The sequence below is a fragment of the Chryseobacterium binzhouense genome, from assembly GCF_007474545.1.
In the GTDB taxonomy this organism is placed as follows: Bacteria; Bacteroidota; Bacteroidia; order Flavobacteriales; family Weeksellaceae; genus Chryseobacterium; species Chryseobacterium binzhouense.
This window is the reverse complement of record NZ_VKOG01000001.1, coordinates 26479-39374: the sequence shown is the minus strand read 5'-3', so window position 1 is coordinate 39374 and position 12896 is coordinate 26479. Positions and strand designations below refer to the sequence as shown.

Here is a 12896-nt window from a genome sequence, read left to right as displayed (position 1 = left end):
AATTAGTCGTTATAGACCGAAGTTTTATACGCAATGATGGTGTTTTTCATCAGCATTGCTCTGGTCATAGGTCCAACTCCTCCCGGAACTGGCGTAATCCAACTTGCTTTTGCCGCGCAGCTATCGAAATCTACGTCACCCGCCAAATAATATCCTTTCGGAGAATCATCGTCTACTCTTGTAATGCCCACATCCACAATTACAGCTCCGTCTTTAATCATTTCGCCTTTTAAAAAGTGGGGATCTCCTAGAGCGGTAATTACGATGTCAGCTTTTTTAGTATATTCTTCGATGTCTTTTGTGTAAGAGTGCGTTAACGTTACCGTAGAATTTCCCGGGAAATCTTTTCTTCCCATTAAAATACTCATCGGTCTTCCAACGATTTTACTTCTTCCAATAATGACACAGTCTTTACCTTTTGTTTCAATATTGTATCTTTCCAGCAACGTTAAAATTCCAAACGGTGTTGCCGGTAGGAACGTATCCATTTCCAAAGCCATTTTTCCGAAATTTTCAGGGTGAAACCCGTCAACATCTTTTCTCGGATCAATTGCGTTGATAATTTTTTCCTGATCGATCTGTTTTGGTAACGGTAGCTGAACGATAAATCCGTCTACCGCTTTCGACTTATTTAATTCGTCGATCTTTTCCAATAATTCAGATTCTGAAACGGTGCTTGAAAATTTAATTAAGCTTGACTGAAATCCCACCTCTTCACAATCTTTTACCTTTGCATTTACGTAAGCCTTACTCGCTCCGTTATTTCCAACAAGAATCGCTACCAAATGCGGCGCTCTTCTTTTGTTGGCAATGATTTTTTCTACTTCAGCCTTAATTTCCTGTTTTATTTCTTTGGATACTTTTAATCCGTCAAGAATTTGTGCCATTTTTACTTTTATTACTTTTTATTAGATTTTTATGGATATTTTTCCGGATTCTGGTGTGTGCAGAAGACGGAGAGGATATAAATCATTATTTCATCTTCACTAATTTCATAGAAAATAATGTAAGGAAATTTCTTTACAGTGAAAGCTCTTACATTTCTGTGCCTTTTCTGAAAATACGGATTTGTAATTATTCTATCAATTGCCAGGTCTAATTGTTTATTGAAGTTTTTTAAAACTTTTACCGAGGTATCAGCATAATAATTTGTTGCTTCTTCAATTTCTTTTTCGGCAGTGGGCAAAAATTTATAATTAAAGTCCATATTTAGCTCTGATTCTTTTTAAAGATTCTTTGCCATCTATTGCTTTTGATCTGTCTTGTTTTAAAGCTTCATCAATCACTCTTTTCATTTCATTCGTCAGTTCAAAATCATCCTCATTTTTTTCAAAGCTGATCTTCATTTTTTTCAAAAGATTTTCCATTAAAGTTTCCTCTTCTTTATCTTTCAGATGTATTGTAATGGTACTCATATCTTTTATTTTTTATCAAAATTAACGAAAATCAGCAATAATTATTTATTTGCTTTATAATAATTAATCAATCCGTTGGTTGAAGAATCGTGAGAATTAACTGTTTCATTGCTTTCAAGTTCCGGTAAAATTTTATTCGCTAAAACTTTTCCTAATTCCACACCGAACTGGTCGAAACTGAAAATATTCCAGATCACCCCCTGAACGAAAATTTTATGCTCATACAAAGCAATTAACTGTCCTAATGAAAAAGGAGTTAATTCGTTGATTAGTATTGAGTTAGTTGGAGTGTTTCCGTGGAAGACTTTATAGTTTAACAAGAAATCAATTTCCTCATCAGATTTTCCTGAATTTCTTAATTCTTCCTCAACTTCTTCTTCTGTTTTTCCGAATGCAAGTGCCTCAGTCTGAGCAAAAAAGTTCGCTAGTAATTTATCCTGATGGTCAGAAACTTTATTCGGGCTTTTCGCATAGGCAATAAAATCTGCCGGAATTAATTCTGTTCCCTGATGAATCAACTGATAGAAAGCGTGTTGTCCGTTTGTTCCCGGCTCTCCCCAAATGATCGGTCCTGTCTCATATTCTACAAATTCACCGTTTCTGTCCACACATTTTCCATTGCTTTCCATATCTCCCTGCTGAAAATAAGCAGGAAAACGGTCTAAATATTGTGAGTACGGAAGGATTGCATGAGTAGTCGCTGCATAAAAGTTACGATACCAAATTCCAATTAATCCCATTAAAACCGGAATGTTTTCACTAAAATCTGCTGTCTGGAAATGTTGGTCTGTATCGTAAGCTCCTCTTAATAGCTCCTCAAAATTTCCGTAACCTACTGCAAGAACAATACTTAAGCCGATTGCACTCCAAAGCGAGTATCTTCCGCCAACCCAATCCCAAAATTCAAAAATATTTTCTTCTGCAATTCCGAAGTCTTTAACTGCTTGAATGTTAGTTGATAAAGCAACAAAGTGTTTTGCTACATCTTCCTGTTTTCCGGCTTTCAAGAACCAGTCTTTCGCAGAATTGGCATTCGTCATTGTTTCCTGTGTCGTAAATGTTTTGGAAGCAATAATGAATAAAGTTGTTTCAGGATTTAAAGTTTTTACCACTTCCGCCAAATGATTTCCGTCTACATTGGAAACAAAATGAACGTTTAACCTTTTTTTAAAATGCTTTAAAGCAGAAACTACCATCACTGGTCCCAAATCTGAACCTCCGATTCCGATGTTCACCACATCTGTAATTTCTTTTCCTGTGAAACCTTTATGATCTCCTGAAATGATGCTTTCGGAAAAAGATTTCATATGAGCCAGAACTCTTTTGATCTGAGGCTTGATATTTTCACCGTCAACCAAAATTTCTTTATCTGAAAAATCTCTCAAAGCAGTGTGGAGAACAGCTCTTCCTTCCGTTTCATTGATTTTATCTCCCGCAAACATCTTGGAAATGGCGTCCTTTAAATGACATTCTTCAGCGAGGTTCAGCAAAAGCTCTTTTGTTCTTGAATCAATTAAATTTTTAGAATAATCGAATAAAAAGTTAGGTTTTTTAATTGAAAATTCATCAAAACGGTTCGGATTATATTGAAAAAGGCTTCTTAAATCAAAGTCATTATTCCCGAAATGATCATCCAGAGCCTTCCAGCTATTGGTTTGAGTAGGATTTATTTTAGATAACATAAATTAAGTTTAAGTTTTAATAAGCTGAATTTCTATAGTATCAGGCAGAATTTTGCTGAAATCCAGGCAATATGTTTTAAACCGCAAATTTACGGAATTTTCATGCAATGATGTTAATTGCGGATTAAAAATCCAAAACAGTTCTCTAAACTAGGATTTTATGAGACATACTTTAAAATAAATTTTCAGCAAAAATACATCAAAGAATAATAAAGGGCAAAGCATTTGTAAATAAAGGATTTACGACTGTTTTCAGATTTTTTGGTAATGTAGCAATCGGCAGTAATTAGCGAGGTTCGGAAAGAGTAAGGTTACTATTTCGTTACTTTCAAACATCGAAACAAAACTATTTATTCCGTTGTATTTCAGCGATTTGCATAGTTTTTCATATTGTTTCGTGGCTCACTAAAGTTTAATTTTACATTAATGAATTGTGAGTATGGAAACGACAAAAAAATCAACGTTTAAGGTATTGTTCTACCTTAAAAAGAACGCCCCGAAGAAAAACGGAAAGGTTGCTATTATGTGCCGAGTTACCGTAAACGGCAAACAGTCTGCATTCAGTACCAAGTTGGATATTTCCGCAACTAATTGGGATTTGAAGTACGGCAGGGTTTTGGGAAAAAGCCGAGAAGCTCAAGAGGTAAACGGCAAACTCGACAAAATCCGTTTAGGTATAGAGGAATGTTATTCCAAAATCCTAAAAAACGAGGGAACGGTAAGCAGTGCGAAATTGAAAAACACCTTTCTCGGAATGGAAAGCGGAGAATTGACCTTTTTCAAATTCTACGAACAGTTTATAGCAGATTTTGAAAAAAAGGTAAACAGCGGACTTCGGGTAAATGGCACACTTAGCAGATACAAAACGCATTTAAAACACCTGCGGAATTTTACCCTTGCAAAGTACGGTTATAGCGACATAACCTTTCACGACCTTACTTCCGAATTTGTACACGATTTTGATTACTATCTGCGGAACGATATAGGTATAGACCATAATACGATTTGGCTCTATATGATAAATTTTACTACGCTCTGCCGATTGGCAATGAGTAGAAAGCACCTTGCCTTTAATCCGTTCAGCGAGTACAAAAACACCAAAAAGGACAAAGACAGAGGTTACCTGTTGCGGAACGAGTTGGAACAGCTCGTAGCGTTCAACTGCGAGAAAAAGAAAGACGAATTGGTTAAAGACCTGTTTGTTTTCAGTTGCTTTACAGGTCTTTCCTATTCGGATATAAAAGGATTGAAAAACGGCAATCTTCAGGAGTTTTTTGACGGTAATCAATGGATTATCGTCCGCAGGAGAAAGACAGCTACATCGTCCAATGTAATGCTTTTGGATATTCCCAAAATGATTATCGAAAAGTATGCAGGACTGTCAAAGGACGGCAGGGTTTTCCCTGTTCCGTCAAACAGTTACTGCAACGATAGGTTAAGAACAATATCCGAACAAATCGACTGCCTGAAAGAAAAGAAAGTAACCTTTCATTTGGCACGCCATACGTTTGCCACGTTGTTTTTGAGCGAGGGTGTTCCGTTGGAAAGTTTGAGCAAAATGTTAGGGCATAAGAATATTGCCACCACGCAGATTTACGCCAAGATACTCAACGAAAAAGTTGGTAAGGATATGCAAAAGGTATCGCACAGATTTAAAGGGTTGGAACGGTCTTTTGTGGCACAGCTCTGAAATCAACAAAGCGATTAAAGAAAGCCAATGCAGTTTTTTGCATTGGTTTTTTGTATTTTTGAAGTCAATAAAACAACAAATTATGATTGAACAATTTTCACAAAAGACACAAGAAGAATTAAAATCTTATGTTTATATTCTAATAGACCCAAGAGATAATAAAATATTCTATGTTGGTAAAGGTTATGGAAATCGTGTTTTTTCTCATATTAATGAAGCGATATTTAACCTAATCGGAACTGAAAAATTAGAGATTATAAGAGCCATAAAACAAGAAAATCTAAAAGTAAAACATTTTATAGTTCGACACGGATTAGAAGAAAATGAAGCACTAATAGTTGAAGCTGTTTTAATTGATTTTTTAACTTTTAAGGATTTTGCTGAGGTTGCGAAAATTTCAAATATTGTTGCTGGACATTATTCATTTAATCAAGGAATTAAAACTGTCAATGAGTGTGAAATACTTTACAATTGTGAAGTGTTAAAACAAGAAGATATTAAACATAACGTTTTAGTAATCAATATAAACAAAACATACGACAATAAACGAAAAAAGAAAAGTGATAACCCAATTTATGACAGACCAAATATTTATGAAGCAACCAGAGGTTGGTGGGTATTAGACAAAAACAGAGCAGAAAATTCCGATTTCGTTTTAGCCGAATATAAAGGTGTAATAAGAGCGGTATTTAAACCTGAAAAATGGGTTCAAGATATTGAAAATAGAGGTGTGAAAAGGTGGGGATTTGAGGGTTCAGAAATTACTTCAAAAGAAATTCTCGAAATATATATGAATAAGGAAGTTCCTAAAATTAAAGGAATGGCAAACCCAATTCGTTATTTTGAAAAAACACCCGCCACCAACAAGGGGTTTGCAAATGACGGGGTTTAATCGCCTAACGCTGATAGTTATCTTCCAACACCTTGATAATATCACTTTCACGGAAAAGGATTTTCCGTTCGAGCTTGATAAACGGTATCATTCCGTCATCTCTGTACTGTTGCAATGTCCGTTTGCTGATATGCAACATTTCGCAGACCTGTTCGCCTGTCAGGTAGATTTCCCCCTGCAACAGAGGGTGGAAATATTCCCTGATATACAGCAGTTCATTTTTGATACCTACCACAGCTTCGAGCAGGGCAAGCATATCCTCGTTTGAATTTCCAATCTGTTTCATTTCTTTTGCTTTTTTAATGGTCGCTCTCCCTGCATAAGTAATTCCACTTCGGATAATCTGAAATACGTTTTCCGATTGATTTGCGTTGCCCCAAGAATACCCTTTGCTCTATACGTCTGTAATGTGCGTTTGCTAATGTTCAGCAGTTGGCAGGCTTCCTGTTGGTCGAGCCATTTCGTTGCCTGTTGCAATGCCTTGTAGGGTGCAGTCATTTCCGCAATCAGATTGGAAATTTCCTTTACTTCCTTGTGCAATGCTTTCAAAATCTGAATGTCTAAAACCGTTATTTCCATATTCTAATCAATTTAGACTTCAAATGTATAAGGTACTTATACAGGACTTCCTAATGTTGTAGTCAGAGGTAGCATTTGGCGTTCAGTTGCCGAATACTGTACTACAATCCCAATTTTGGTTTGTTATTTTTCGGGCGAGCCTGTTGCGTTTTGATTGTATTGCCCATTCTCAAAGCAGGCTTTTTATTGACTTTTACGGCTTGACTGTTGTCAGTGTTTTTGTAATCCGAACGGATAACCGTTTTTGTCGCACCTATCACGCTTTTGGGTTCGACAGGTTGTTTTGGCGGTTCAGTACGTTTGCCCCCGAACAGCTTGCCCCAATTTAATAAGCCTTTTGCTTCCCTGAATTGGCGTTTAAAGTTGGCGATGAAATTGGAAATCGGGTCGCCGTGCTTATCAACCTGTATCAAAGGGTTATGCTCTTTTTTCTTGATTTGCTCTTTCTCTTTCCGTTCTTTGTCGGTTGTTGCTTTTTGTGCCATAGGTTCAAAATTTTTGCCCAATATAGAACACAAGGGAATGTTTTGTTTTCCTTTGGCATTTAGTGGCAGTATTTGGCAGTCAAAGGCATTATAAAATCACTTCCAAAAAAGAATAAAAAGGTAGCAAAGGTAAGGCGGACAGCCACCGCACCACCCAACCAAAAGACTACGGCATAATGGCAGGGCAAATAAGGTGGCTTCGCCGAATTTGTTGTGTTGCCCCTGCCACCCTTCGGGACTTATTCCGTTTCCTTTTGGTTTTTCCGCCTGTCCGCCTTGTTTGATTGGCTTTCTTTTTTTTCTGTTTTTTTCTTTTGGAAAATAATTTTAAGAGGGAGCAACGCACCAAACCCGACACCGCCCCACAATCAAAACAACGGTTTGTGCTTATCGTTGTAGATTTCGCTAATCAATTCCCCGAACTCCTGAAAATGGTATTCAATAATATTGTCCAGATACGCATAAATCGTCAGCTTGTCAATTCTCATAATATTGGTAAGCCTGTTAAACTTATCGTGGTACTCCTGCCGAACATAGACCGATTTACCTTTGCTTGCCGTTGTGGTCGGGATTTTAAAGAACTGTTCGCAGTAGTCCTCTTTGGTCAGCTTCTTTGGCTTTGCGGTTGTTCGTTTGGGATTGCTTGCGGATTGCTTCATACGTTCTCTTACCACTTCCGCAGTTTCTTCCCCTGCCATTACCCTCATAATCGCTTCCTCGTCTATTTGTGGTCGGGTAAACCTGTCCTGTTGCGTTTGTACAGTTTTTTTTCTTTCATCGGGCAGAAAATTATCCATAGAAAAATCCTCTGTTTCGTCTTGCTGTTTTTTGTTTTCTTCGTGTATCATATCGCTTATTTTTAATGTTACCTCAAATTAGCTGTTTGGTTAGCTGAACAGTCAGTTGTATATATCATTGCACCTATGCACCTGCATACCCTTAATTAGCTGTTTCATTAACTGAAAAATCCGTAATCCGTCTGCAATCAATCACACCGATTTGCTATCGGGATTTATGCTGTTTGGCTATTTCATTAAAGTTGTAACCAATCAGCCAGCTAATCATACACAAAGGAAATAAAAGCAGTCCCAATCTTAATCAGGGTGGCAGTCAGTGGCACTATTTGGCGTTCATTGTCGTGGTTGTAAATAGCTGTATTTCAAATAGTCTTACCGAACTTTGCAAACGGAAGCGGTTGGTTTTTCGGCTAACTCCAATCCGTTCCGCAGGACGGATTTTCTGAACCCCTGTTCAGAGCAAGTTATCTCTTGAGGTCCTCGAAATGAATTTCGGCACCTCAAAAGCACTTGCCCTTGCAGGGGGCTGGAAACGGCTCCGAAGTCGCCCGTTTGTTTAAAAATTAAAATGGATTTATTATGGAAGAGAAAGACAGAAAACAGGTTAAAAAGACAGGAAGAAAACCGAAGATTGACCCTGCGGTACATCGGTATTCCTTTAACTTAAATGATGAGGACAATGCCAAGTTCCTTGCACTTTTTGACCAGTCGGGAATGAAAGTAACGGCTCATTTTATTACAGCCTGTATCTTTCAGAAGACGGTTAAGACTGTCAAAATTGATATGGATGCGATAGAGTACCACGCAGGATTGACCCAATTTTTTGGTCAGTTTAGAGGAATAGCAACTAATTACAATCAGATTGTAAAGCTTTTAAATTCTAATTTTTCAGATAAAAAAGCATCGGCATACCTCTTTAAATTGGAAAAGGATACCAAAGAAATGAAAGAATTATTGCTAAAGGTTTTAATTCTTACCGAAGAATTTGAGAAAAAATATCTAAATAAAGAGTAGAAAAATGATTGCAAAAATCGGAAAGGGAAGCAATATGTACGGAGCGATTCTGTACAATCAGCAGAAAGTGGACAATGAGAATGGAGCAGTTTTGTTGCTGAACAAGATACCTGACACAATGAACGGCAGGTATTCCGTAGCGTATTTTAATAAATGTTTTGAACCGTATTTGTCTGCCAATATCAAAACGGAAAAAACGGTACGGCACATTTCATTGAACCCCGACCCGAAAGACAAGGTTAGCGATGAACAATTTACCGAAATGGCACAGGAATATATGGAGCGTATGGGCTACGGCAATCAGCCGTATATTGTTTTCAAACATACGGACATTGACCGCACGCATATACACATTGTTTCTACCTGCGTGGGCATTGACGGCAAAAAAATCCCCGATGATTATGACCACCCACGTTCAATGGCTGTCTGTCGGGATTTGGAAACCAAATACAACCTACACAAAGCCACCGAGCAGGAGCAGAAACAAACCGATAAGATTTTCAAAAAGGTAGAACAGCAGAAAGGCGATATAAAAAGTCAAATCGCTTCGGTAGTGAGACACCTGCCGAAGTATTACCAATACACAAGCATTGGAACATACAACGCTTTGCTTTCGTTTTTGAATATTACGGCAGAGGAAATAAAAGGCGAACGTAACGGAGAGCCTGTACACGGATTGGTATATTTCGCTTTGAACGATAAGGGAGAAAAGGTAAGCAATCCGTTCAAAGCATCTTTGTTTGGCAAACACGCAGGAATAAACGGATTACAACGGTACTTTGAGCAATCCAAAGAGAAAATGAAAACCAATCCTGCGAGGTCTGTTCTCAAAAATGCGGTGGAGCTTGCCATTCATACCACAGACAACGAAAAGGAATTTAAAAAGCAACTTGCCGAACAGAATATTCAGACAGTTGTCCGCAGGAACGATAACGGACGGATTTACGGTATCACTTTTATTGACAATGGTAGCCGTACTGTTTGGAACGCTTCACAGTTAGACCGAAACCTGTCTGCCAATCTGTTCAACGATTGGTGGAACAACGGAAACAAACCCGAATTGAAAGCACAGAACAGCCCTGTTTCCAATACGGACACGATAGACAACCAACCGACAAAAGACCTTTTCGATTTTATCACGCAGGAGCATTCGCAGAGTTCTGATTTGGGATTGTTCAGCCTGTTGCCCCAAGCACAAGGCGAGGACTACGAAGAAGAACAGTTTGCAAACCGAATGAAGAAGAAAAAGAAGAAAGGCAGGAGGTTGTAACGAGCATTTTGATTTCTCTCCTTGACGAACTTAAATACCTTGATGATAGAATCAATAAGGTATTTTTTATATCTTTGCAAAAGCAAAAAACAAGTTTTAATGAGTTAAAAAAACAAAAGAAAATAGACATATAATTATAGCGTTTCGCTTTAAATTCCTGTCATAGAAACCTTGCAAATTTTCTACAGAAGCACAGGAGAGTAAAAGTGGAAACGCCTACGGTAAAGCGTGGGCGTTCCTTTTTGCTTCGTGCTTCGGGTTTTGCAAGGACCTCTATGACGAACAATGGGAATTAGCCTACGCTGTTTTTTTGCTCTTTACGGTTTTCCGTAAGGAAGTCAAATAAAACGAATATAAATTGCAAGACCGTAGAAATTATAATGAAATCAATACTAAACAACCCTTACCGAATTACAGGGTTACTTGTTGGAGCAACAGCAAGAGAACAAGACCGACAGGTAAGACGGCTTAAACAATATATAGAAGCCGAACAAGAACCTGATGAAGATTATAGCTTCCCAATACTTGGGGAACTACCCCGAACAATTGCAGATGTAGAAAGCGCAGTATCAAAATTGAATCTGGACAGCGATAAAATGTCTGCATCACTCTTTTGGTTTTATAAAGGAAATACTATAACTGATGAACCTGCTTTTGAAGCCCTAAAAGACGGCGACATTGAAACTGCTTATCAGATTTGGGATAAATTAATAACTGACACCAAAGAAGACGGAAAAAGATTTTGGAAACCTGTAACCGAAAAAAACTATTCCGCTTTTCATAATTGTGCGGTTCTCAATATAATCAGACCAAATGGAAATCTTAATAATGCAATCGCAGGAGGAATATTTTTTCTCGAAAGTGATTTGGTTCATAATTTCGTTTCAACTGTAGCAGACTCTACCTATAAGCCAAGTAAAAAGGATTTACAACTTTCTTTTCTCAATCAGCTTTTTTCGGACATAGAATACAATAGGAAAATCTCTGTAATTAAATTTGTTGAAATAGTTAGTAAACTACAATTTTCTGCGAAACAAGATTTCCTGAAAAGCTTTGTACAGAAACCCATTGAACAGGTAGAGAGATTGATTGAAGAATCCAAAACCAAACGAAAAGCTAATAAAGCCAATGCGGTAAGTAACGGGAATACCTTATATCAACAAACCATTGAAAATATCAAGCAACTGAAATCCATTTTGGGTGCTTCTGATATTAAGTTTTCCTCTGTTTCAGACAAAGTCGCTGACGAAATACTACAATGTGGGATAGACTATTTCAAACATTACAGAGATAGCAATACCGACCCAAGTAGCTACACAATGGATTTATTCCGAAAAGCGAAATCTTTAGCTTTGGGAAGTGTCGTCCGTCAAAGAATACAGGAAAATACTGAAAGCTTGCAAGAATGGATTGATACGAAACCAGAAAGGGAAAAGCAACAACGAATCGCTTTCGATTTTGAAAGATTAAAGAATCTGATTGATGAATTTGAGAGGAAATCAGATACTGTCAGCAATGCCAAACAGTTGTTGAATAATGCACGACCTTATTTATCAAATGTGAAAACTACATTAGGTAGTAATGATGAAATATATCTTGGGTTAAGTTCAAGAATCGCTTCGGATGCACAAGGTAAATGTGTATCTGAAATCAACAAACTTCAAGAACAATTTTCAAAGACGTACGATAATGCTACAAAATTAGCGGCAATTTTCCTTTTAAAAGAAAGAGTAAACGAAGCTTGGGAAGTTTCCAATACTATTTCTGCAATGGATTTGAGGGCTGACTTTAGAACTCGTGTAAATCAAAATAAAAATTCATTGTCAGGTCTTAAAAGCCAACTATCACAAGTCAACACAGGTGGTGGGCGTAACACCTCTTCTGGAAGTGGAGGATGTTATATTGCAACAATGGCTTACGGTAGTTACGATCATCCACAAGTATTAGAGTTGAGAAGATTTAGAGATGAAGTTTTGAATAAAACAGTTGGAGGAAAATTATTTATCAAAGCTTATTATTTCATTTCTCCAAAACTTGTGTCTGTATTGAAAAATCAAACGACAATCAACTCATTTATTCGTAAGACTTTAAACCAATTTATAAAAATTATTAGATGAGAAAATATCTACTAACATCAATATTCTGTTTAGTTGGCATAATGCTTTTTGCCCAAAACGGAAATCTTGACAAAGATGATTTGGACAAGGAACTGAAACCTTTGAAAATTCAAATGGAGAATCTTCAGAAAGACAACAGTTTATTAAAGACCAATATTCAAAATCTTCAAAGCGAAAACACCAAATTGAAGACGGAAATTAGCAATTTGAATACACGACTTTCAGATGCTACCATTAGTATTGACAGTTTGAAAAATCAAACTGAAATAAATAGTAAATCTATCACGGAAACGGCTGATAAACTTGGTATTGAAATTAAAGAAACAAACGATATTAGCCAAAATAAAATATCCGAAATATCACAATCATTAAGCAAGAGTTCACTCTATGGAATTATCGGTGTGCTTTTGGCAATTCTTGTTTCAGGGATTATCTATTGGCTATTAAGCAGAAGACAGAAAACTGATAAAAGCGAAGTGATAGAACAATTGAGCCAAACCAAAACATCTATTGAAGAAAGTTTGGTTAAAGAATTCGGTAAACAAACCGACTTAATAGAAAGTCAATTACAGTTACTTGAACAGCAAAAAGCGGAAGCTCCTGCCAATCCAAATGCCGAACCTGACCATTCATTAGCCCTAAAAGTAGCAAGTGAAATTAATTTGATTGAAAGAAATATCAATCTTATGGATGCAGGAACAAAAGGATTAAAGCAATTGTCACGTTCCGTAGGAAAACTCAAAGACAACCTTGCTGCTAACGGTTATGAAATGCCTGAATTATTAGGAAAACAGTTCCATCAAGGAATGAAAGTAATTGTAGCAAGTTCAATTCCTGATGAAAATTTGGAAAAAGGCTCTGAAATCATCACAAAAGTACTGATTCCACAAGTAAATTATAATGAAAAAATGATACAAACTGCACAGATTGAAGTTTCTGTCGGGATTTAATACTC

General features: G+C 37.0%; 14 protein-coding genes. 6 read left to right on the top strand and 8 right to left on the bottom strand.

Translation table 11 applies throughout. From position 1 onward, the window contains the following. Positions 1 to 2: 2 nt before the first annotated feature. The 4 genes from FNE73_RS00185 to pgi are packed head-to-tail and all read right to left on the bottom strand — an operon-like array spanning position 3 to position 3097. Positions 3 to 887 (bottom strand): bifunctional 5,10-methylenetetrahydrofolate dehydrogenase/5,10-methenyltetrahydrofolate cyclohydrolase, encoded by an 885-nt coding sequence (locus FNE73_RS00185; RefSeq protein WP_143882791.1) that lies wholly within the window; start codon positions 885 to 887, stop codon positions 3 to 5. A gap of 29 nt (positions 888 to 916) precedes the next feature. After that, positions 917 to 1207 carry a type II toxin-antitoxin system RelE/ParE family toxin gene (locus FNE73_RS00180; protein ID WP_143882790.1) on the bottom strand — a complete coding sequence of 97 codons (291 nt, stop codon included), beginning with the start codon at positions 1205 to 1207 and terminating at the stop codon, positions 917 to 919. Next, positions 1197 to 1415, bottom strand: coding sequence for a hypothetical protein (locus FNE73_RS00175; protein WP_143882789.1), 219 nt, complete (start codon positions 1413 to 1415; stop codon positions 1197 to 1199). Before FNE73_RS00175 ends, FNE73_RS00180 begins: the two co-directional genes overlap by 11 nt. A 41-nt stretch (positions 1416 to 1456) precedes the next feature. After that, positions 1457 to 3097: a glucose-6-phosphate isomerase gene (pgi, locus tag FNE73_RS00170; protein WP_143882788.1), complete on the bottom strand. Its 1641-nt coding sequence runs from the start codon at positions 3095 to 3097 to the stop codon at positions 1457 to 1459. A gap of 439 nt (positions 3098 to 3536) precedes the next feature. On the opposite strand from pgi, the gene FNE73_RS00165 reads away from it, so the two are divergent. Beyond that, the gene (locus FNE73_RS00165; RefSeq protein WP_143882787.1) at positions 3537 to 4787 is read left to right on the top strand and encodes a site-specific integrase; all 1251 of its coding nucleotides are present in this window, start codon (positions 3537 to 3539) and stop codon (positions 4785 to 4787) included. Positions 4788 to 4869: 82 nt separating this feature from the next. Beyond that, positions 4870 to 5679: an LEM-3-like GIY-YIG domain-containing protein gene (locus FNE73_RS00160; RefSeq protein WP_143882786.1), complete on the top strand. Its 810-nt coding sequence runs from the start codon at positions 4870 to 4872 to the stop codon at positions 5677 to 5679. A 4-nt stretch (positions 5680 to 5683) separates the two neighbouring features. On the opposite strand, the gene FNE73_RS00155 is transcribed toward FNE73_RS00160, so the two are convergent. The 4 genes from FNE73_RS00155 to FNE73_RS00140 form a co-directional block, all read right to left on the bottom strand. Then, a complete protein-coding gene (locus tag FNE73_RS00155) occupies positions 5684 to 5965 on the bottom strand; it encodes a helix-turn-helix domain-containing protein (RefSeq protein ID WP_143882785.1) in 282 nt (93 codons plus the stop codon). Beyond that, the gene (locus tag FNE73_RS00150) at positions 5962 to 6258 is read right to left on the bottom strand and encodes a helix-turn-helix domain-containing protein (RefSeq protein WP_143882784.1); all 297 of its coding nucleotides are present in this window, start codon (positions 6256 to 6258) and stop codon (positions 5962 to 5964) included. Before FNE73_RS00150 ends, FNE73_RS00155 begins: the two co-directional genes overlap by 4 nt. 101 nt (positions 6259 to 6359) lie before the next feature. After that, positions 6360 to 6743: a hypothetical protein gene (locus tag FNE73_RS00145; protein WP_143882783.1), complete on the bottom strand. Its 384-nt coding sequence runs from the start codon at positions 6741 to 6743 to the stop codon at positions 6360 to 6362. A 368-nt stretch (positions 6744 to 7111) separates the two neighbouring features. Further along, positions 7112 to 7591 (bottom strand): DUF3408 domain-containing protein, encoded by a 480-nt coding sequence (locus tag FNE73_RS00140; protein WP_143882782.1) that lies wholly within the window; start codon positions 7589 to 7591, stop codon positions 7112 to 7114. 528 nt (positions 7592 to 8119) lie between these two features. Here FNE73_RS00140 and mobA point away from each other — a divergent pair. From mobA to FNE73_RS00120, 4 genes are all read left to right on the top strand, one after another. After that, positions 8120 to 8554, top strand: a complete 435-nt coding sequence (mobA, locus tag FNE73_RS00135; protein ID WP_143882781.1) for a conjugal transfer protein MobA — start codon at positions 8120 to 8122, stop codon at positions 8552 to 8554. Between the two features lie 4 nt (positions 8555 to 8558). Then, on the top strand, positions 8559 to 9824 hold the full coding sequence (mobB, locus tag FNE73_RS00130; protein WP_143882780.1) for a conjugal transfer protein MobB: 1266 nt from the start codon (positions 8559 to 8561) through the stop codon (positions 9822 to 9824). Between the two features lie 380 nt (positions 9825 to 10204). Beyond that, the gene (locus FNE73_RS00125; protein WP_143882779.1) at positions 10205 to 11941 is read left to right on the top strand and encodes a CFI-box-CTERM domain-containing protein; all 1737 of its coding nucleotides are present in this window, start codon (positions 10205 to 10207) and stop codon (positions 11939 to 11941) included. Next, positions 11938 to 12891 carry a hypothetical protein gene (locus tag FNE73_RS00120; RefSeq protein ID WP_228429811.1) on the top strand — a complete coding sequence of 318 codons (954 nt, stop codon included), beginning with the start codon at positions 11938 to 11940 and terminating at the stop codon, positions 12889 to 12891. Before FNE73_RS00125 ends, FNE73_RS00120 begins: the two co-directional genes overlap by 4 nt. Positions 12892 to 12896 lie beyond the last annotated feature (5 nt).

Bases quoted from the DNA above. Each gene is read 5' to 3' on its own strand.
- FNE73_RS00155 (WP_143882785.1), bottom strand. From the start codon at position 5,965: ATGAAACAGATTGGAAATTCAAACGAGGATATGCTTGCCCTGCTCGAA.
- FNE73_RS00145 (WP_143882783.1), bottom strand. From the start codon at position 6,743: ATGGCACAAAAAGCAACAACCGACAAAGAACGGAAAGAGAAAGAGCAA.
- FNE73_RS00160 (WP_143882786.1), top strand. From the start codon at position 4,870: ATGATTGAACAATTTTCACAAAAGACACAAGAAGAATTAAAATCTTAT.
- FNE73_RS00150 (WP_143882784.1), bottom strand. From the start codon at position 6,258: ATGGAAATAACGGTTTTAGACATTCAGATTTTGAAAGCATTGCACAAG.
- FNE73_RS00175 (WP_143882789.1), bottom strand. From the start codon at position 1,415: ATGAGTACCATTACAATACATCTGAAAGATAAAGAAGAGGAAACTTTA.
- pgi (WP_143882788.1), bottom strand. From the start codon at position 3,097: ATGTTATCTAAAATAAATCCTACTCAAACCAATAGCTGGAAGGCTCTG.
- mobB (WP_143882780.1), top strand. From the start codon at position 8,559: ATGATTGCAAAAATCGGAAAGGGAAGCAATATGTACGGAGCGATTCTG.
- FNE73_RS00165 (WP_143882787.1), top strand. From the start codon at position 3,537: ATGGAAACGACAAAAAAATCAACGTTTAAGGTATTGTTCTACCTTAAA.
- FNE73_RS00180 (WP_143882790.1), bottom strand. From the start codon at position 1,207: ATGGACTTTAATTATAAATTTTTGCCCACTGCCGAAAAAGAAATTGAA.
- FNE73_RS00140 (WP_143882782.1), bottom strand. From the start codon at position 7,591: ATGATACACGAAGAAAACAAAAAACAGCAAGACGAAACAGAGGATTTT.
- FNE73_RS00120 (WP_228429811.1), top strand. From the start codon at position 11,938: ATGAGAAAATATCTACTAACATCAATATTCTGTTTAGTTGGCATAATG.
- FNE73_RS00125 (WP_143882779.1), top strand. From the start codon at position 10,205: ATGAAATCAATACTAAACAACCCTTACCGAATTACAGGGTTACTTGTT.
- FNE73_RS00185 (WP_143882791.1), bottom strand. From the start codon at position 887: ATGGCACAAATTCTTGACGGATTAAAAGTATCCAAAGAAATAAAACAG.
- mobA (WP_143882781.1), top strand. From the start codon at position 8,120: ATGGAAGAGAAAGACAGAAAACAGGTTAAAAAGACAGGAAGAAAACCG.